At 52.0% G+C, this 17929-nt stretch carries 17 protein-coding genes; 6 read left to right on the plus strand and 11 right to left on the minus strand.

Features of this window, described 5'->3' with window-relative positions; genetic code table 11:
- Nucleotides 1-5 precede the first annotated feature (5 nt).
- On the plus strand, nucleotides 6-674 hold the full coding sequence (locus PsAD26_RS10050; RefSeq protein ID WP_063310273.1) for a Crp/Fnr family transcriptional regulator: 669 nt from the start codon (nucleotides 6-8) through the stop codon (nucleotides 672-674).
- Between the two features lie 107 nt (nucleotides 675-781).
- On the opposite strand, the gene PsAD26_RS10055 is transcribed toward PsAD26_RS10050, so the two are convergent.
- Complete coding sequence (locus PsAD26_RS10055; RefSeq protein WP_063310274.1) at nucleotides 782-2026, minus strand: glycosyltransferase family 29 protein; 1245 nt, start codon at nucleotides 2024-2026, stop codon at nucleotides 782-784.
- Nucleotides 2027-2257: 231 nt separating this feature from the next.
- Between PsAD26_RS10055 and PsAD26_RS10060 the strand changes: the two genes are divergently transcribed.
- The 4 genes from PsAD26_RS10060 to sulP all read left to right on the plus strand — a co-directional run bounded on the left by PsAD26_RS10060 (nucleotide 2258) and on the right by sulP (nucleotide 7042).
- Nucleotides 2258-2470: a DUF2892 domain-containing protein gene (locus PsAD26_RS10060; protein WP_063310275.1), complete on the plus strand. Its 213-nt coding sequence runs from the start codon at nucleotides 2258-2260 to the stop codon at nucleotides 2468-2470.
- Between the two features lie 148 nt (nucleotides 2471-2618).
- Nucleotides 2619-3503, plus strand: a complete 885-nt coding sequence (locus PsAD26_RS10065; RefSeq protein ID WP_063310276.1) for an MBL fold metallo-hydrolase — start codon at nucleotides 2619-2621, stop codon at nucleotides 3501-3503.
- 27 nt (nucleotides 3504-3530) lie between these two features.
- A complete protein-coding gene (locus PsAD26_RS10070) occupies nucleotides 3531-5204 on the plus strand; it encodes a bifunctional protein tyrosine phosphatase family protein/NAD(P)/FAD-dependent oxidoreductase (RefSeq protein WP_063310277.1) in 1674 nt (557 codons plus the stop codon).
- Nucleotides 5205-5293: 89 nt separating this feature from the next.
- Nucleotides 5294-7042: a sulfate permease gene (gene sulP / locus PsAD26_RS10075; RefSeq protein ID WP_063310278.1), complete on the plus strand. Its 1749-nt coding sequence runs from the start codon at nucleotides 5294-5296 to the stop codon at nucleotides 7040-7042.
- A 207-nt stretch (nucleotides 7043-7249) separates the two neighbouring features.
- On the opposite strand, the gene PsAD26_RS10080 is transcribed toward sulP, so the two are convergent.
- Nucleotides 7250-7771 carry a hypothetical protein gene (locus tag PsAD26_RS10080; protein WP_063310279.1) on the minus strand — a complete coding sequence of 174 codons (522 nt, stop codon included), beginning with the start codon at nucleotides 7769-7771 and terminating at the stop codon, nucleotides 7250-7252.
- Nucleotides 7752-8306 carry a hypothetical protein gene (locus tag PsAD26_RS10085; RefSeq protein WP_063310280.1) on the minus strand — a complete coding sequence of 185 codons (555 nt, stop codon included), beginning with the start codon at nucleotides 8304-8306 and terminating at the stop codon, nucleotides 7752-7754. The genes PsAD26_RS10080 and PsAD26_RS10085 overlap by 20 nt, the downstream gene beginning before the upstream one ends.
- Before the next feature lie 366 nt (nucleotides 8307-8672).
- Between PsAD26_RS10085 and eat the strand changes: the two genes are divergently transcribed.
- Nucleotides 8673-9995 carry an ethanolamine permease gene (eat, locus tag PsAD26_RS10090; protein ID WP_063310281.1) on the plus strand — a complete coding sequence of 441 codons (1323 nt, stop codon included), beginning with the start codon at nucleotides 8673-8675 and terminating at the stop codon, nucleotides 9993-9995.
- Nucleotides 9996-10013: 18 nt separating this feature from the next.
- Here eat and PsAD26_RS10095 read toward each other — a convergent pair whose 3' ends face one another.
- The 8 genes from PsAD26_RS10095 to napF form a co-directional block, all read right to left on the minus strand.
- Nucleotides 10014-10850 (minus strand): methyltransferase domain-containing protein, encoded by an 837-nt coding sequence (locus PsAD26_RS10095; RefSeq protein WP_244278194.1) that lies wholly within the window; start codon nucleotides 10848-10850, stop codon nucleotides 10014-10016.
- A gap of 563 nt (nucleotides 10851-11413) precedes the next feature.
- A complete protein-coding gene (locus PsAD26_RS10100; RefSeq protein ID WP_082596641.1) occupies nucleotides 11414-11926 on the minus strand; it encodes an invasion associated locus B family protein in 513 nt (170 codons plus the stop codon).
- Between the two features lie 14 nt (nucleotides 11927-11940).
- The gene (locus tag PsAD26_RS10105; RefSeq protein ID WP_063310282.1) at nucleotides 11941-12930 is read right to left on the minus strand and encodes a YadA C-terminal domain-containing protein; all 990 of its coding nucleotides are present in this window, start codon (nucleotides 12928-12930) and stop codon (nucleotides 11941-11943) included.
- A gap of 584 nt (nucleotides 12931-13514) precedes the next feature.
- Nucleotides 13515-14105: a cytochrome c3 family protein gene (locus PsAD26_RS10110; RefSeq protein ID WP_063292970.1), complete on the minus strand. Its 591-nt coding sequence runs from the start codon at nucleotides 14103-14105 to the stop codon at nucleotides 13515-13517.
- An 11-nt stretch (nucleotides 14106-14116) separates the two neighbouring features.
- Complete coding sequence (locus PsAD26_RS10115; RefSeq protein ID WP_063310283.1) at nucleotides 14117-14578, minus strand: nitrate reductase cytochrome c-type subunit; 462 nt, start codon at nucleotides 14576-14578, stop codon at nucleotides 14117-14119.
- Between the two features lie 8 nt (nucleotides 14579-14586).
- Nucleotides 14587-17091: a nitrate reductase catalytic subunit NapA gene (gene napA / locus PsAD26_RS10120; protein ID WP_208985614.1), complete on the minus strand. Its 2505-nt coding sequence runs from the start codon at nucleotides 17089-17091 to the stop codon at nucleotides 14587-14589.
- Nucleotides 17082-17420, minus strand: a complete 339-nt coding sequence (locus tag PsAD26_RS10125) for a chaperone NapD (RefSeq protein ID WP_063310285.1) — start codon at nucleotides 17418-17420, stop codon at nucleotides 17082-17084. The genes napA and PsAD26_RS10125 overlap by 10 nt, the downstream gene beginning before the upstream one ends.
- Nucleotides 17413-17922 carry a ferredoxin-type protein NapF gene (gene napF, locus PsAD26_RS10130; RefSeq protein ID WP_063310286.1) on the minus strand — a complete coding sequence of 170 codons (510 nt, stop codon included), beginning with the start codon at nucleotides 17920-17922 and terminating at the stop codon, nucleotides 17413-17415. Before napF ends, PsAD26_RS10125 begins: the two co-directional genes overlap by 8 nt.
- Nucleotides 17923-17929 lie beyond the last annotated feature (7 nt).

Genomic DNA, 17929 nt, shown 5'->3' on the forward strand with positions numbered 1-17929 from the left:
GAAACATGACAATAGCTGCTGCTAACTGGATCGATCGGTTCCAAGGCCTTTCCAAGCTGGAAAATCACATCAGGGAAATTCTGGTTAATCGTAGCACCATTGTTTCCGTACCTGCCGACACAATCATCTTTGGCCCCGGTAAAGCCCCGGAAAACCTCCTGCTTTTGCTCTCGGGCTCCGTGCGTGTACAGCAACTTTCAGAAGGCGGTCGCGAGATTATTCTCTACCGTGTGCATGCAGGCGAAAGCTGTGTGCTGACGACGGCCTGTTTGCTGGCCTATGAAGATTATTCAGCAGAAGGCATTGCGGAGACAGACACGCAGGCGGTCGCTATTCCGCGCATGGTGTTTGATGATCTCATTGCCCAATCCGAAACCTTCCGGCGCTTTGTGTTCTCCGCCTATTCCAAGCGCATCACCGACCTGTTTCTGGTGATCGAGGAAATCGCGTTCCAGCGCATGGACATCCGTCTTGCGCAGAAACTGTTGGAACTTGCTGGCAGCAGCAAACAAGTGGTCACTACGCACCAGCAAATGGCAGCAGAACTGGGTACTGCGCGTGAGGTGATCTCCCGCCAGCTGCGCGAGTTTCAGCGCCGTGATTGGATCACCCAATCCCGCGGAACCATCGAGATTGTTGACCGTGCCGGACTGGAAGTACTGGCGAAGGCCTAGAGCGTATTCCCGAAAAATGGTTCCGGTTTTCGGATAAGAATACGCAGAAGAATAAGGATTTAGAGCTTGGTGTGTGAATGCACATGAACGCGACATGCTCTAAATTTTCAGAGTTTAAGAGAAACCCACGGGTCGCGAGCTATCCATTTCTGAACTTCATGATGCTCGCGGTCATAATCGTGATCTGCCCGCGCCTTGCTGGGCTCTATGTGGTTGGTGTTCGTGGGGGATGCGAAGAAATCAAAGCCGTAGATGTTTATGTGCTTGTAGCCGCCCAACTCTTCCAGCAGTCCCAACAGACGGAACCCCGTGCTTGGTTTCTTCTCGGTGCGCGCCTGATAGCGTTTCAACTCTGCTGATTTCATCAGATAGACAACATCTCTGTGCCGGGCGAGCCAATGTGGAAGAGAAAAACCACGCTCGGCTGGTGTCCAGATAATCCGCCGCGCCTGCTCGCCATTCACAAAGCTTTTTGGAATATCGAGGCTCGTTGCTACCCATGAGAGCTTCTGACCGTGGCTTTTAACGTGAGGAATTGCGCCACGGTTCAGCCGGATCACGATGTCATGGCCGTCAATTTCCGGCCCATACTCTTTGTTGCTGAGGGATTTCGCGTTGCCGACGACAGCGATGCGCTTGCCTGCAATGTCATTTTGCAACTCGTGTTTGGGCACGAATCCCCTCAACAGCTTCATCCGCAACATGCGCAGAATATGTTTGCGTTTTGCCAGCGAGTTGGCGCGTCTGCGTTGGCGGTACACCCGCTTCAGGTTTTGCCGCGCTTCAGTTGAAGCATCCCAGGTGACATAGAATTGTTGATCGTTATTGGTGCTGCGTAAAACCTCAACATATGGAAAGTGCTGCGAGAGTTTCTTCTGCCACCAGGGCGCTGAGTGAACGGTGCAATGGGCGTTGGAGCCGTCCGCCAGCAAGGCTGTTGCGTAAAGCGTTGGGATATGGAAGATCACCTTGTCTGATCTGGCCTGAATATCTGTCAAAACATCGTCCAGCTCGTCCTCCGGCACATGCTCCAGCACATCCGTGTTCAGCACAAGATCGAAACGCCCTTCCGGCATGTCGTTGTATTCTGCGATGCAGGGATCATAGCGGTGTGAAGTGCATTGCAGGTTCGCAGCAAGCTCCTCAATCAATGAGCTTTTCCCGCAGCCGTAGTCCAGAATTCTTGCAGGCTTCACGTCTTCTGCCAGCGGCAGGATTACGTCCATCAGGTAGGATGAGGAGGTGCCATACCCGGGGTTTGATTTATGAAGCTGAGTGTAAAAATCTTTGTTTACTACGGTGACTTCGGTCAACTGGAACCCCAACTGCTTTCTGGCGCACGTTTTGGGCAATCGGATCTCCCCGCAGTGCCCTTCAACGCCATGCTAGCCAGAAATTGGGTCTCTGAAACCTATGGATTGTTCTGGGATGACCAACTGGCATTATGGCCTTTGGGCATTTCGCATTGATTTTTAAGGCGCTTCGAAGAAAAGAGGGGCTTGGAGCCGAGTTTGGTGACTTCGTCACTGAACCCTTTGCGAAGACTCGTTATCCGTTAGGCCACGTACCTGGAGGACGAGACTATGATGGCTAACGTTGGAACTATTGACCGCATTCTTCGCTTTATTATCGGTGTTGTGCTGATTGCACTGCCGTTGTCTACCAATATTTCTTTGTTTGCGCAGCCACTTTTCTTTTATGGCGCAATCATTGTCGGCATTGTAATGCTGCTGGTTTCCGCTGTGCGGATTTGCCCGCTCTACTCCATTTTTGGAATTAAGACCTGCCGCGTTTAAGCATCTTCCCGGAGATCACAAACTGATTTCCGACAAAAAAATATAATAAGAAATGCTTAGGCGGCTGTGCAGGCGGTCGAACACGAAAACAAACAAGTGCACGTACCATCGACCGCCACTGCGCACGCGTTAACTTATTGAGGAAGTTATGACGAACTACCCCGTGAACATGGCTGTCGAGCCTGAAGTCAGGGCCTTTTTTGACCCCGGCACCAACACAATCAGCTATGTGGTGAAGGATCCTGCCTCATCCTCCGTTGCTATCGTGGATTCCGTAATGGACATCAACTATGCAGCGGGCCGCATCACCTATGATAATGCGGATGAAATCATCAAATACGTGCAGGACAATAGCCTGACGGTTGAATGGTTGATTGAGACCCATGTTCATGCCGACCACCTCTCAGCTGCTCCGTACATTCAGGAGAAGTTGGGCGGCAAGATCGGCATTGGTGAGAACATCACCGTGGTTCAGGACACATTTGGCAAGGTGTTCAACGAAGGAACCGAATTCCAGCGCGATGGAAGCCAGTTTGACAAGCTGTTCAAGGACGGGGACAGCTATCAGATCGGAACCATGACTGCGTTTGCCATTCACACTCCGGGGCACACTCCGGCTTGCATGGTTCATGTAGTGGGCAATGCAACGTTTGCGGGCGATACCCTGTTTATGCCGGATGGTGGCTCTGCTCGTGCGGACTTTCCGGGCGGGGATGCTGCAACGCTTTATGACAGTATTCAGAAGGTACTGTCGTTGCCTGAGGAGATGCGCCTGTTCATGTGCCACGACTACGGCCCGAATGGCCGCGACATTGAGTGGGAGACCTCAGTGGGCGCGGAGAAAGAACATAACATCCACGTTGGTAAAGGCCACTCCCGCGAAGACTTCATCAAATTCCGCACCGAGCGTGATGCGCAGCTGGACGTACCAAAGCTGATCATTCCGTCTTTGCAGGTGAACATGCGTGCAGGTGCCGTGCCGACCGATGAGGACGGTGTTCCAATGCTCAAAGTGCCAGTCAACGCACTTTGATCTGATGATGTGAGGAGGGGAAACATCATGGATATTAAGAGTATCAGCTCATCACTTTCTGTCTGTCCGCAGATTACTGCACAAGACGTTCAGAAGATCGCGGACCTGGGCTTCCGCGGTATTGTTTGCAACCGTCCGGACGGGGAAGGTGCAGACCAGCCGGTGTTTGACGAGATTGAAGCGGCTGCGAAAAAGCTGGGTCTGGAAACACGCTATCTGCCGGTTATTTCCGGTAAGGTGTCTGATGAAGACGCTGAGGCCTTTGGCAAGGCCATGAATGAAATTCCGCGCCCAGTGCTGGCCTACTGCCGCACTGGCACGCGCTGTGCCACGCTGTGGTCTCTCAGCCAGGCTGAAACGCTGACTGTGGCCGACATTCTGGCAGCCACCAAATCCGCTGGTTATGACATGGCAGGCGTCGTGCGCCGCATTGCCAATGGTGGCAGAACACCAACAGACCGCGCCGATGCTTCGTTTGATGTGGTGATTGTGGGTGGCGGTGCTGCTGGCATTGCTGTGGCCGCGAGTTTGAAATCCCGTAAGAGCGATCTTGAGATCGCTGTCATTGATCCTGCTGATATTCATTACTATCAGCCGGGTTGGACCATGGTTGGCGGTGGCGTCTTTAATGCCTCCCAGACCGCCAAAACCATGGGCTCTTTGATACCGCGAGGCGTGCACTGGCTCAAATCTGCAGTGGCTGCGTTTGAACCGCAAGACAATGCGGTCATTCTGGATGGTTGCCGTGTCGTGAAATACGACCGCCTTGTTGTGTGCCCCGGCCTGAAGCTGGATTGGCACAAGGTGGAGGGTCTTGTATCCACACTTGGCAAGCACGGGGTGACCTCCAACTATCGTTACGATCTGGCACCCTACACGTGGCAACTGGTGAGCAACATGAAGGAGGGCCGTGCGCTCTTTACTCAGCCGCCAATGCCAATCAAGTGTGCTGGTGCTCCGCAAAAAGCGCTTTATCTTTCTGGTGATTATTGGCGCAAGCAAGGTGTTTTGAAGAACATCGACATCCAGTTTCACAATGCTGGTGGTGTGCTGTTTGGCGTGAAGGACTATGTGCCTGCGCTGGAAAAATACATCGACCTGTACAACGCAGACCTCAACTTCTTCAACAATTTGGTCGCCATTGATGGCCCTGCGAAGAAAGCCTGGTTTGACGTGGCCAAGCCGGACACGCCGGTTGAGCGGGTAGAAGTTGATTTCGACATGATCCACGTGTGCCCACCGCAATCTGCGCCGGACTTCATCCGCGTCTCGCCACTGGCGGATGCCGCCGGATGGGTGGATGTGGATCAGGTAACGCTGCGCCACAAAACGCACAGCAACATCTGGTCGCTGGGTGATGTGATGAACGCACCCAATGCAAAAACAGCTGCAGCAGCTCGCATGCAAGCACCAATCGTTGCTGAAAACCTTGTTGCAGACATTGAAGGTCGCTCACAACCAGCGATGTACAACGGCTATGGCTCCTGCCCGCTCACCGTAGAGCGCGGCAAAATCGTACTGGCTGAGTTCGGGTATGGCGGAACCTTGCTGCCAAGCTTCCCCACATGGCTGCTGGATGGCACCAAACCAACCCGCGCGGCGTGGATCCTGAAAGAGCAGATCCTGCCTCCGGTTTACTGGTGGGCAATGCTGCGCGGCAAGGAATGGATGATCAAGCCTGAGAAGGTTAGCGCAAGCTAAAATAAGCATTGCGGCCTTTGCTGAATTACTATCATGTGTCCGGGGGAGCTGCTTCCCCGGATTAATCTATGCACTTTGAAGGCAGACCCATGTTCTCCTCGGCCTTTCGGCGATATTTGCCCGTTTTAACTTGGGGCAGAAACTATAATAAAGACAGTTTTTCTAATGACATGATTGCAGCGGTGATTGTGACGATCATGCTGATCCCGCAGTCTCTTGCTTATGCTTTGCTTGCTGGCTTACCGCCGGAAGCCGGGCTTTATGCGTCAATTCTCCCGATTATTCTGTACGCCATCTTTGGCACCAGCCGTGCGCTGGCCGTTGGCCCGGTTGCTGTTGTTTCGCTCATGACTGCAGCCGCGATTGGCCAGATCGCAGACAGCGGCACGGCGGGCTATGCCATTGCTGCACTGACCCTTGCCATGCTGTCCGGCGGTATTTTGTTGCTGATGGGCGTGTTCAAACTCGGTTTTCTCGCCAACTTCCTCTCCCACCCTGTGATTGCCGGTTTCATCACGGCCTCAGGTGTTTTGATCGCCAGCAGCCAGCTCAAACACATTCTGGGTGTGGACGCGAAAGGGCATACGCTGGTGGAGATTATCTTTTCCATCTGGGAGCATCTGGGCGAAGCCAATCTGGCGACGATCCTGATTGGTGTCTCGGCCACCCTGTTCCTGTTCTGGGTGCGCAAGGGCATGAAACCGATGCTGCTGAACATGGGCCTGAAGCCACGCCTTGCAGATGTTTTGACCAAGGCTGGACCGGTCGCCGCCGTGGTGGCGACGACAGCTGTGGCGTGGATTTTCAGTTTGGATCAAGCCGGAGTAAAGATCGTCGGCGCTGTGCCGCAAAGCCTGCCGCCGCTCAGCATGCCAAGCTTCTCCAGTGAGTTGATCGGCGCGCTGTTTATACCTGCGCTTCTGATCTCCATTATTGGTTTTGTGGAATCCGTTTCCGTGGCGCAAACGCTGGCAGCCAAAAAGCGTCAGCGTATCGATCCGGATCAGGAGCTGATTGGTCTGGGTGCTGCCAATCTTGGTGCGGCCTTCACAGGTGGTTATCCTGTAACGGGTGGGTTTGCCCGTTCCGTGGTCAACTTTGATGCGGGTGCTGAAACGCCTGCTGCCGGCGCTTATACGGCAGTTGGTTTGGCAATTGCTGCTGTTTCCCTCACACCGCTCATCTTCTTCCTGCCCAAGGCCACATTGGCTGCGACCATCATTGTGGCTGTGTTGTCCCTGGTGGATTTCAGCATTCTCAAGCACAGCTGGAGCTACTCCAAGTCTGACTTCTCAGCCGTGGCCGCTACCATTTTGCTGACCCTCGGCTTTGGTGTTGAGACAGGTGTCTCTGCGGGCGTGATCCTCTCCATTGGTCTCTACCTCTACAAGACCTCCCGGCCTCACATTGCAGAGGTTGGGCTGGTGCCGGGAACCGAGCATTTTCGCAATATCAACCGGCATGAAGTGCTGACAACGCCAGAGCTGCTGACCATCCGCATTGATGAGAGCCTCTACTTCGCCAACGCGCGTTTTCTGGAAGATTACGTCTACGACCGGGCGGTGGATGATGAGTGCCTCAAGCATGTGGTGCTGCAATGCTCTGCGGTGAATGAAGTGGATCTGAGTGCTCTAGAATCTCTGGAAGCCATCAATCACCGGTTACAAGACGCAGGCATCACGCTGCATCTTTCAGAGGTGAAAGGCCCGGTAATGGACCGCCTCCAACGCTCGCACTTCCTTGATGAGCTGACGGGCAAAGTGTTCCTCTCTCAGTATCAGGCACAAGAGGAACTCGCCTCCGTCTGCACCCGCCAAACCGCTCAGGCGCCTGCCTGATTCACCCCCCTTATCAGGCAGAGCTAAGAGACCCCGTGGATCCCCTCCACGGGGTTTTTGTGTGATAAGGCTCCGAGTAGATGAGCCTGCTTGGTAGGCTTACTATTTGTGAAAGAGGCGGTACTACTTTTTTGCCAATCGGATTTGTCCATAAGAGCTATGTAGATCCCTACAAGTCAAAGTCACAGAGGAGCTGCAGTCCACATTCTACCCTCCAGTAATGCTCGCGACATGATTTGAGAGAGACCTGTAGATAAAGAACAGGAGCACCGCGAGTAATAATCCGCCAAATTCAGTTATGAACACACGGTAACCGCCCCTTGGGGGGAAGCGCGCTTTGGAGAAAATCAGGATAAGATCAAATAGAGGGAGGAGTGCGAACCATGAATATCCAGAATGTCCATAAGCGTTATTGGACCGTCCGGTCGCGGCGGCAGCCTTCAAAACTCCGAGTGCGCAAAGTTGAAGCGAGATCAGAACCCCGACAATAAATTGATGTGAGCCTGATACAAATGACAACATATAATGCCATTGGAGCTTAGTGCCGAGAACAGCTATATGGATGATGTTGATTGTGGCAAAGTAAGTTGTCCAGCTAATCTGATAGTTCACATGAGAGAAAAAAACAGCCCCAAGTAGAAATGATAATGGCAGAACCACAAGCAGTATACCCAGATCATAACCCGAACCGCCTAAGAGGCTGAATGCATCAGCGAGCGTCTGAGGCATCTGCAACCACCTGGAGCATGTCAGTCAGTCCTTTATCGACGTCATACCTTAGCTCAGGTGCGAACCAGAGCAGACAAAGCACGGTACCAATCAGTGCAATATCCTTAATAGCCGTAGCCCCGCTGTAGTGTGGTCTGACAATTGGGTCCCAAAACATCAGGATAAAATTTCCGATTGGGATGAGACCTAACCAAGCATATGCATGGCTTTTGAACGCGTCATTTGCTCGAGCGATGCAAATAGCCGCATAGATATATCCAAGCAAAACTATTGAGAAATAAAACACCAAGTCTGCAAACCAAAGGGCTGTGTGAGCAATGATGTGAGGCATTGCGAACCAGATCGCATTGAAGCAGAGCACTGCAGTACAGACGAGTGCAACCAGAAACATATGAATTGTACGATGAGTTGAGAACGTGGAAGTACGCAGTTGAATGATCGCTAGAGCGAAACCGCAGATAAAAACCACTTCAAAGATGAGATATGTACTGAGTTTGGTGCCAAGAACAAAGGCGTATAAGGAATAAGGACGCATCTGAAATCCATAAGTAAATTAATGTGAGATGCATAGGTGTTTTGCACTGTAAATACAATCTAAAAGATGTATATCTCTGCCTTTGCTACCAATGCTAGTTTTCCTGCGTCAACTCCTGGCACCTGCACCTAAACAAAGATGTTGAGATTCCCGTATTCCAAGAGGTTCTCAATCGTACCCTTAGGAGGCTGCCCTCCATTTACTCTGCATCATACTTAATCTGCTTTCCTCTAAGTGTGCATGGGCGTAGCTTAAGAAATTAAGGTACTCACCAGCATTCAGGTCAGCGATCTGAAGGGATCGACCCCACCATAATGACCGCGTAGCATTACATGATCAACCTGATGCGAAAGGTGAGAAGTGGACATGAAACACGACGAGAAATCACAGCTTCAAAAGGGAGCCGCAGGTTGGTTTTTGCTGGCGACGCTCGGGGTTTCCTATGTGATTTCGGGCAGTTTTGCCGGGTGGAACTATGGGTTCGCGGTGACAAACTGGTTTGGTATGGTGATCGCTGTGGCATTGATGGGGCTCATGTATTTCTGCCTTGTTTTGTGCCTTGCTGAGATGTCTGCCGCCTTACCGAGTGCCGCGGGAGGCTACCGGATTTCACGAAAGGTGATGGGGGATACGGGGGGCTTTGCCACCGCACTGGCGGTGTTGCTGGAATACTCCATCGCTCCGGCTGCGATTGTCATCTTCATCGGGCAATATATTGAAGCGCTTTGGGGCATCAACGGCCCTCTCGTGTACGCAGTTTTTTACCTGGTTTTTATCGGTGTACACTTGGTTGGAGTGGGAGAAGCGCTGCGGTTTATGTTGGTGGTGACGGTGTTTGCCGTGCTGGCTATTGTCGTGACATTGCTGGCACTTGGCCCTCATTTCAGCCTGAGCAACCTTGCTGCATCCTCTTACGGCGCATCGATAGAACCGAACCTGTTCTCGTTTGATGCGGTGTCAGTCTGGGCCGCATTTCCGTTTGCCATGTGGTTGTTCTTGGCGGTTGAAGGTGTGCCGCTTGCAGCAGAGGAAGCAAAGGATCCAGCTGTTGATCTGCCGCGAGGCATCATCGGTGCCATGCTCTTTCTGCTGGTCAGTGCGGTTTTGATTGTGGTGTTTATTCCTGGAGCTGCCTCGTCACAGCAAGTTGGCGATTATGGCGCGCCATTGGTTGATGCGCTGAAGCACGTTTTCGGTGAAGAGTCAGTACTGGCGGATGTTGTCAATCTGGTGGGGCTGGCCGGACTGATCGCCTCGTTCTTCTCCATTATTTTTGGCTACAGCAGGTTGGTGTTCGCCATGTCGCGGGAAGGGTATTTGCCCCGCTTCATGTCTGCCATAAGCTCTCGAAAAGTTCCGCATTGGGCATTGATCATTCCGGGGGTGATTGGGTTTATCTGCTCGGTAAGTGGAGAAGGCGAGCTGATGATCAACATTGCGGTGATTGGCGCGACGCTCTCCTACGCCCTGCAAAGCGTCAGCTACATTTTGCTGAAACGAGATTATGCAGAGTTGCACCGGCCTTATCGTGCTCCAGGTGGGCAAAAGACAGCCTATGTAACGCTTGTTCTTTCGCTTTTGGCGCTCACGTCGTGCTTTGCATATGATCTTGTTGCCGCGCTAATTGCTTTGACGCTCATGGGGCTGGGTGTCGGCTACTATGTTTTGCTAGGCCAGAAGAGAGCCTGAATTGCTAAAGCCGAGGCTTTAGGATGGTTTTTCGCCGTATAGCTTGATGGCCTTCACCTTGCCTGAAAGCTCATTGGCTGCTTTGTCCAGCATTGCATCTGTTGAAAGCCCAAGCTGTCTCGACAGTTCGTCCAGTGCGACGGGCAGCTCGTCTTTGATGAGCTGTTTAAGAACGACATCCTCATAGGTCATACGATCCAGAACAGTCAGCGCAGTGAGACCGCTGTTTCCTGCAAACTCCAAATAAGCTGCTTCAGATACTGCGCCAGAAATACAGGCGGATAGAAGATCCTGATGCATATGTAGCCAGTCCGGTAAATCCTCCGCCAGCATGTCTGAGATAACGAGTTTGCCACCCGGCTTGAGCACACGGTTGATCTCAGAGAACACTGCTGCTTTGTCGGCAGACAGGTTGATGACGCAGTTTGAGATGACCCAGTCCACGGACTGATCCGGGAATGGTAGATGTTCGATAACACCTTGGTGGAGTTCAACATTGCGGAGGCCGTGTTGTTCGCAATTGCTTTTGGCGAGCGCGATCATATCCTCGCTGACATCAATGCCGATCACTCTACCCGACGGCCCGGTTTTCTCGGCGGCGAGGATAAGGTCCAGCCCGGCTCCAGATCCGAGATCGAGCACTGTCTCCCCTTCCTTTATCTGCGAGAAAGCCAGCGGATTGCCACAGCCAAAACTAGAGCCAAGCAAGTGCTCCGGAATCTCCTGGGCATCATAATCAGGAGCCAAGGCTTGTTGGAACGTGTTCCTGCCTTTTCCGTCTGCAAGCTTCCCGGAATAAAAGGCCGCGATGTTTGAGAGGTGCTCTGATTTCTTCTCTTGATCAGTCAATAGCATCACCTTCCTGATGCGTGTGCGAAGCACTGTGCTTAAGCCATACATGTTACGCGTTTTAGGCTTGGCGTAATCTTAGTTTACGCTGCAATGCAGGGGCAAACCTCATGGGGTGATAGATAAAACAAAGCGTTAAGCTGCAGCAGCTTTTCACTCAACATCATCCGAAAATCGCGTGGGCGTAAAGGCATCGATACCCAATGAAGGCGCTAGGTGTTTTGTGTGGGAGATGATCCGGGGACGCGCAGTGTTTGCGAGCTTGTTAGGCTGCTGTCAGCCACTTCCTTGCAAAGCAGCAGCGCGTGTCAGTCCGCGCAATCGGAGAGAGTTAGGCACTCCGATCGTAGCAAGGCTTGGTGAGGAGGTGGTATGTTGGATGAATCTTGCGATAAAGCTTAAGTTTAAGCTGAGCATGACAAGAGCCCGGAATCGACTGACCATCTTCTTCCGAGCTCTTATTAAAGTCATCTAGCGACGGGAATGGGGGGCGAGAGCCTCCCGTTCCTATCTGCCTCAATATAGACCTCAAAGCTTAAGGCTTCAACCATGGGTCTTGGCAGGGCAAATCAGCCGGTTGTCTCATCTGGCAGCAAGACTGCCATGCGCTTGGTGAATTCTTCCCAGTTGCGAGTGAAGCCGATCAGGGAGTAGTTCAGCGCCAGCTTTTTGCGGTCATTGGTCTTGGTGACAACAATGGACATGGCCTTGCCGCGCTTGAGGAAGTTGACGATGGTCTTGTTGGCGTTAAACGCCGCCTCGCACCCGTCTGGCTGACAGGTGATCAGCTTGGCGTCGAACAAGGCATCGTCGTCAATGCCAATCTGGATGCCGCTGGGGATGTGGATCCCGAGCGGCAGCTTGATAATAGCTGCATACACATCTGCTTCGAGTTTGCGAAACATGATGGAATTTACCAGCGCACCGTTCTCAAGCCGGATTTCAGCATAGACCTGACAAAGGTCACTGCTGCATTTGACTGACCAATCCTCTTCATTGGAAGGCTCAGTGGTGCTGTACGCATTCACACCCTGAAAGAAAAAGAGCATTGCCGCTGTCAGCAGGATCCAGATTGGTTTCATGATCTACATCCTTGTTAGAAGGAGAAGCCCAGACCAGCGCCAGCAGTGACGTTGTTGCTGAAGTCTGTGGCTACAGAAGCTGTAACAGCCATGTTCTCGGTTGGCAGGAAGGCCACTTTCAAAGCAGATGCTGCTTTGCCTTTGAAATGCCCAAAACCCCCGGAAACGGAGATGCCGTTTTTACCACCCTGTAAAACCGGAGCGTTTGCAATCGCCACTGCCATCGCGACACCGCTGCGCAGCTCGTCAACATCGTTTTCCAGTGACACGATACGATCGGTGTTGGAGGAGATATTGGCAGCGTTGGTTGCGATGTTGGTCGTGTTGGTCGCAATGTTCTGCTCGTTCACCTCGATGCGGCCAGTGTTGGAGGAGATATTGGTCGCATTAGTTGCAATGTTCGTGGTGTTTGTCGCGATATTTCCTTCATTCACGCCGATACGGGTCGTGTTGGAGGCAATATTGCTTGTGTTTGTCGTGATGTTGGCTTTGTTCTGGTCGATGGAAGCCAGATTTACAGCAATCGCATGCTTGTTCGTTGTAATGTCTGCAACGTTAGTTTGGATGTTAGTTGCATTGAGCTCGTGCGCGGTTTTGTTGGTGCCAATTGCAGTTTTGTTGTCAGCGATATCACCAGCGTTTGTACTGATATCACTGGCATTCTTCGTAATCCGAAGTTTTTCAGCTTCAAGCGCGCTCTGGTCAGCTTTCCCGTTAATTTTCGTGGTCAGTGCGGAGCTGAGATCGGACTCATCAACAGAGTCGTTAATCTTGTCCTGAAGTGCAGTGCTTAGGTCTGACTCATTAATATCACTTATGGTTGCAGTGATGCCTGTTGTAGTACCAGTCTGCCCAGAGGTGGTGGAACCATCAGCCAGACCGCCGTTTACGGTGCCGCCAGTGGTGGTCACTGTGCCGTCAGAAACGGCGATATTAGCAGCGTGAGCGGTGCTCATGCCTGCGATGAGGGCCACGACAGCAGCAGAAAGCTTCAATGCGTTCATCTTTTTATGTCCTTTCAGAGGGGCGAAGCTTGCGTGTGCTCTGCCCGGTCTAAAGTTTTCAGCTGCAGCGTCATGCACGTACACCTGAATTGAGGACGAGTTTATTAGTTCCGCAAAAACAATGGGTTGCAGATGTGGTGTGTTCTAATACGCTCGATTTTCAGAGAGCATATGGCCCCTAGTTTTTACCGGAGTGTCAAAAAGCACTGGTGTGAGACTGGAGACCTTCCCTAAGGAAATCAGGGGTACCCCCAGGGTGAAAATATCAGAAAAATTTCAGGTGTGACTTGTATTGGTTAATATCTGTAAACTCTCGCAAAATTGCGGGAATTGAGGTGACTCTGAGGCATTTTTCAGAAATTGAACCTCATGAGTATATTTCATATAATTTTAATTGATAAAATTATGGAATAAATGTGGACAAGAAAAAACCCCGTGGTTTCAAACCGCGGGGTTCTTTTGTCTGAGCATGTGATGGGTCTTAGAACTCGCCGCGCACACTTGCAAACACGCATTGAGTTCTAAAGTCTTTGCTTGAGTGAGTTTGCGAGATTTGACCGTAACCAATCAAGCAAGCTGCACTCTTAATGACCCTCTTTCAGCAGGCTCAGATCAGGTAGCTTGTGTGCGATGCCTTTGTGGCAGTCGATACAGGTCTTCTCACCAGTCACGAGGAATTTCTCATGCTGCTCAGAAGCTCTCAGGCTCTGGCGTGTAAAGTCCATGGACTCTTCACTGTGACAGTTACGGCATTCAAGAGAGTCGTTGGCTTTAAAGCGAGCCCATTCGTGGCTTGCCAGCTCAAGACGCTTGTCCTCGAATTTCTCCGGCGTGCTGATTGTGCCGAAGATCTTGCCGTAAACTTCCTTGGATGCCTGAATCTTACGGGCAACCTTAGAAGTCCAGTTGTGAGGTACGTGACAATCAGGGCAAGTCGCACGCACACCAGACCGGTTGGTATAGTGAATGGTGGTCTTAAGTTCCTGATAGACAGTGTTTTCCATCTCGTGACACCCAATACAGAATTCTTCTGTGTTGGTGACTTCCAGGGCGGTGTTGAACCCGCCCCAGAAGATGATGCCAGCGACGAACCCGCCAAGTGTCAAAAAGCCGAGGCTGTAATGGACACTAGGTTTGCGGATAACCTGCCAGAACCGTTTGATAGCTGAAAACATACGGTGTGCTCCTACTTGCCGGCCTTACCTTCGAGCACGTCATCAACGTCAACGAAGGTGTTCTCAACCAGTGGCTTGGCTTCAGTCTGAGGCACATGACACTGGGTGCAGAAGAAACGGCGAGGGGAAACAGACGCCAGGAACTGATTATCACGGTTCATAAAGTGCGTGATGGAGATCATTGGTGCCTGAGACTTTTCAATTGCCGTACGGCTGTGACAAGTCATGCATTTGTTCAGGCGCTTGTCGATCTGGTAGCCGTCGATCTTGTGAGGGATCAATGGTGGCTGCTCAGGGTAGTTACGCACCTGACGTTCGTCAGAGTTCACGACTTTCGGGATCCGCGGTGCGGCATCCTGAGTCAGGATGTCCGCGTTGCGCATTTGCGAGATGGTGTCAGCAGCAAAAGAGCTTGCTCCACCAAAGACAGACACAGCGATAAAGCTGGCTACAAGGAGTTTCAGAAGTTTCATGGCGTACCTCACACGGCTACAATCTTGACCGCGCACTTCTTATAGTCGGTCTGTTTTGAAAGAGGATCTGTTGCATCCAGTGTCACCTTGTTGATGAGCTGGCTTGCATCAAAGAACGGTACGAACACGAGGCCTTTTGGTGGCTTGTTACGGCCACGGGTCTCGATGCGTGTTGTGATTTCACCGCGACGGGAAACAACGCGCACTTCAGAACCACGACGCAGGCCCTTCGCTTTTGCATCATCAGGATGCATGTAGCACAGAGCATTTGGAACAGCTTTGTACAGCTCAGGAACGCGCTGGGTCATGGTGCCAGTGTGCCAGTGCTCGATCACGCGACCAGTGCAGAGCCAGAAATCGTAGTCTTCATCTGGCATTTCTGGCGGTGCTTCGTATGGAAGCGCGAAGATGCGTGCTTTACCGTCTTTATGACCGTAAAACTCGAAGCCTTTGCCTTCGCCAACGTATGGGTCAGAACCTTCGCGGAAGCGCCACTGGGTTTCTTTGCCATTCACAACAGGCCAACGCAGGCCACGTTCTTCGTGGTAACGCTCGAACGGTGCCAGATCGTGACCGTGGTCACGGCCAAAGGCAGCGTATTCTTCGAACAGACCTTTTTGAATGTAGAAGCCGAAGTCGTTTGCTTCGTCGTTCTTGTATTCATCGCTGGTTTCAGAAAGCGGGAACTTGTCGACGTTGCCGTTTGCAAACAGGATGTCAAACAGAGTTTTACCGCGTACTTCTGGCTGCTTTGCGATCAGTTCTTCAGGCCATACGTCTTCAACTTTGAAGCGCTTGGAGAACTCAACGGTCTGCCAAAGGTCAGACTTTGCATCGCCCGGAGCAGAAACCAGCTGATGCCAGAACTGAGTACGACGTTCAGCGTTGCCGTAAGCGCCTTCTTTTTCTACCCACATTGCTGTTGGCAGAATAAGGTCAGCAGCCATTGCGGACACTGTTGGGTACGGATCGGAAACAACGATGAAGTTCTCTGGATTTCTCCAGCCTGGGTAGATCTCTTCAACAACGTTAGGACCAGCCTGCATGTTGTTGGTGACCTGGGTCCAGTAGAAGTTTAGTTTGCCGTCTTTGAGCATACGGGACTGCTGAACAGCATGGTAACCTGGTTTCGCAGGAATTGTGCCGTCTGGAAGTTTCCAGATTTTCTCTGCAATTTTCCGGTGCTCAGGGTTTTTCACAACCATGTCTGCTGGCAGACGGTGGGAGAATGTACCAACTTCACGAGCTGTACCACAAGCGGATGGCTGACCGGTCAGTGAGAACGGACCACACCCTGGCTTGGAGATTTTGCCGGTGAGTAGGTGGATGTTGTAGAACATCTGGTTGACCCAAACGCCGCGGGTATGCTGGTTCGCACCCATGGTCCACAGGGACATAACTTTTTTGTCTGGATCAGCGTAAAGCTTTGCCAGTTCCAGCAGACGGTTTGCAGGAACACCAGACATCTTCTCAGCGTATTCGAGAGTGTATGGCTTAACGAACTCTGCATACTCTTCGAAGCTGATTTCTTTAGAACCACCAGCTTTGTCAGCGTTCTTAGCAGCTTGCTGTAATGGGTGCTCAGGGCGCAGGCCGTAACCGATGTCCTGATTGCCAAGGCGGAAGTTGGTGTGCTTGCTAACGAAGTCCATGTCCACGGCTTCGTTCTCGATGATGTAGTTTGCGATGAAGTTCGCAATCACGAGATCGGTCTGCGGAGTGAAGACCATTGGGATGTCAGCAAGGTCAAAGCTGCGGTGCTGGTATGTAGAAAGAACAGCAACTTTTACATCTGGGTTAGACAGGCGGCGATCAGCGATACGGGTCCACAGAACCGGGTGCATCTCTGCCATGTTGGAACCCCAGAGCACGAAGGCGTCTGCGTTCTCAAAATCGTCGTAACAACCCATTGGCTCATCAATGCCGAAGGTCCGCATGAATGCGCCTACAGCAGAAGCCATGCAGTGACGTGCGTTCGGGTCAATGGTGTTAGAGCGGAAGCCAGCTTTCCAGAGCTTAGAAGCTGCGTAGCCTTCCCAAACAGTCCACTGGCCTGAGCCGAACATGCCAACCGCGTAAGGGCCGTTCTTCTTCATGGCTTCTTTTGCTTTCACAGCCATGATGTCGAAAGCTTCGTCCCAGGATACTGGCTCGAATTCGCCTTCTTTGTCGTACTTGCCGTCGGTTTTACGCAGCAGTGGCTGCTCAAGACGGTCTTTGCCGTACATGATCTTGGAAAGGAAGTAACCTTTCACACAGTTCAGGCCCTTGTTAACCGGGCTCTGAGCATCACCATGTGTTGCAACAACGCGGTCATTCTTGGTCGCAACCATGATGGAACAACCGGTACCGCAGAAACGGCAAGCAGCTTTGGACCATTTCAGGTCTGTTTTGCTTGCGTCTGTTACAATGTTTGCCGCTTGCGCCGGAAGGCTTGCCCCGGCTGCGGCAGTTGCCGCTGCAACAGCCTGCGCCTTAATGACAGCGCGTCTTGTTAGTTTAATCATGAGCAAGTCCCCTCGGGTTGCATGTCACCCTGATCAGAAATCACAATTGAATTGAGGTCGGTGGTGTCGGTTTGGTGGAAGATGAGCGAAGCCGTAACCACGCCATCTAACTGCTGCATGTCACTCAAAGCGTTCGCGAGGTCGCGTTCGCTCGGTGTTTCCAGCGTCACAATTATCTTTGTTGTGTCAGCTACTTCTGCAATTTCAGCAGAAGGTATCTGTTCAATCGCAGCGCATATCTGCTCTCGCTTGGCAGGATCGGCCTGGAGCAGCACACTTGAAATGTGCCAGACACCGGCTTCTTCTTTGCGCTCTACGGTTGTTGCATTACGCATTTGCTAAACTTTCTCGGCTCTGGTCGTTCATGGCGATCGCATCTACGGGGCAGGAAATGAGACAAGCTCCGCAGCCGTTGCATTGGTCTGCATCCAGTTGAATCTTTCCTGCAGGCGCGACACGCATATCGAACCGGAGGGCTCTTGGGTCACAGCTGTCGGTGCAGGTCTGGCAGGAAACGCCCTTTCCAAGCAGGCATGCCCCTTGCTGAATTTCTGCTGTGAGCCTCCAGGGTGCCGCAGTCAGATCAAACAGATCTTCCTCTGGGCACGCTTTTGCGCACTCTTCGCAGAACGTGCATTCTCCAACACCGGTTTTGAGGTAAGGCCGATTATCCGCGCTGAACAAAATGGCTTCCGGGCAGGCTTTGACACATTCAAAGCAACCGGTGCATTTGTCTTCAATCCGCTGTTCCGTTGTCCAAGGCGGACGAACCGGGGTCACCACCTCTGGGGTAGCGCTTAAGCGGGTAAAGAATGCTCTGCGGGATAAGTTGGCCACGACTACC

Origin of the sequence: Pseudovibrio sp. Ad26, from assembly GCF_001623285.1 — a bacterium.
Lineage (GTDB): Bacteria > Pseudomonadota > Alphaproteobacteria > Rhizobiales > Stappiaceae > Pseudovibrio > Pseudovibrio ascidiaceicola.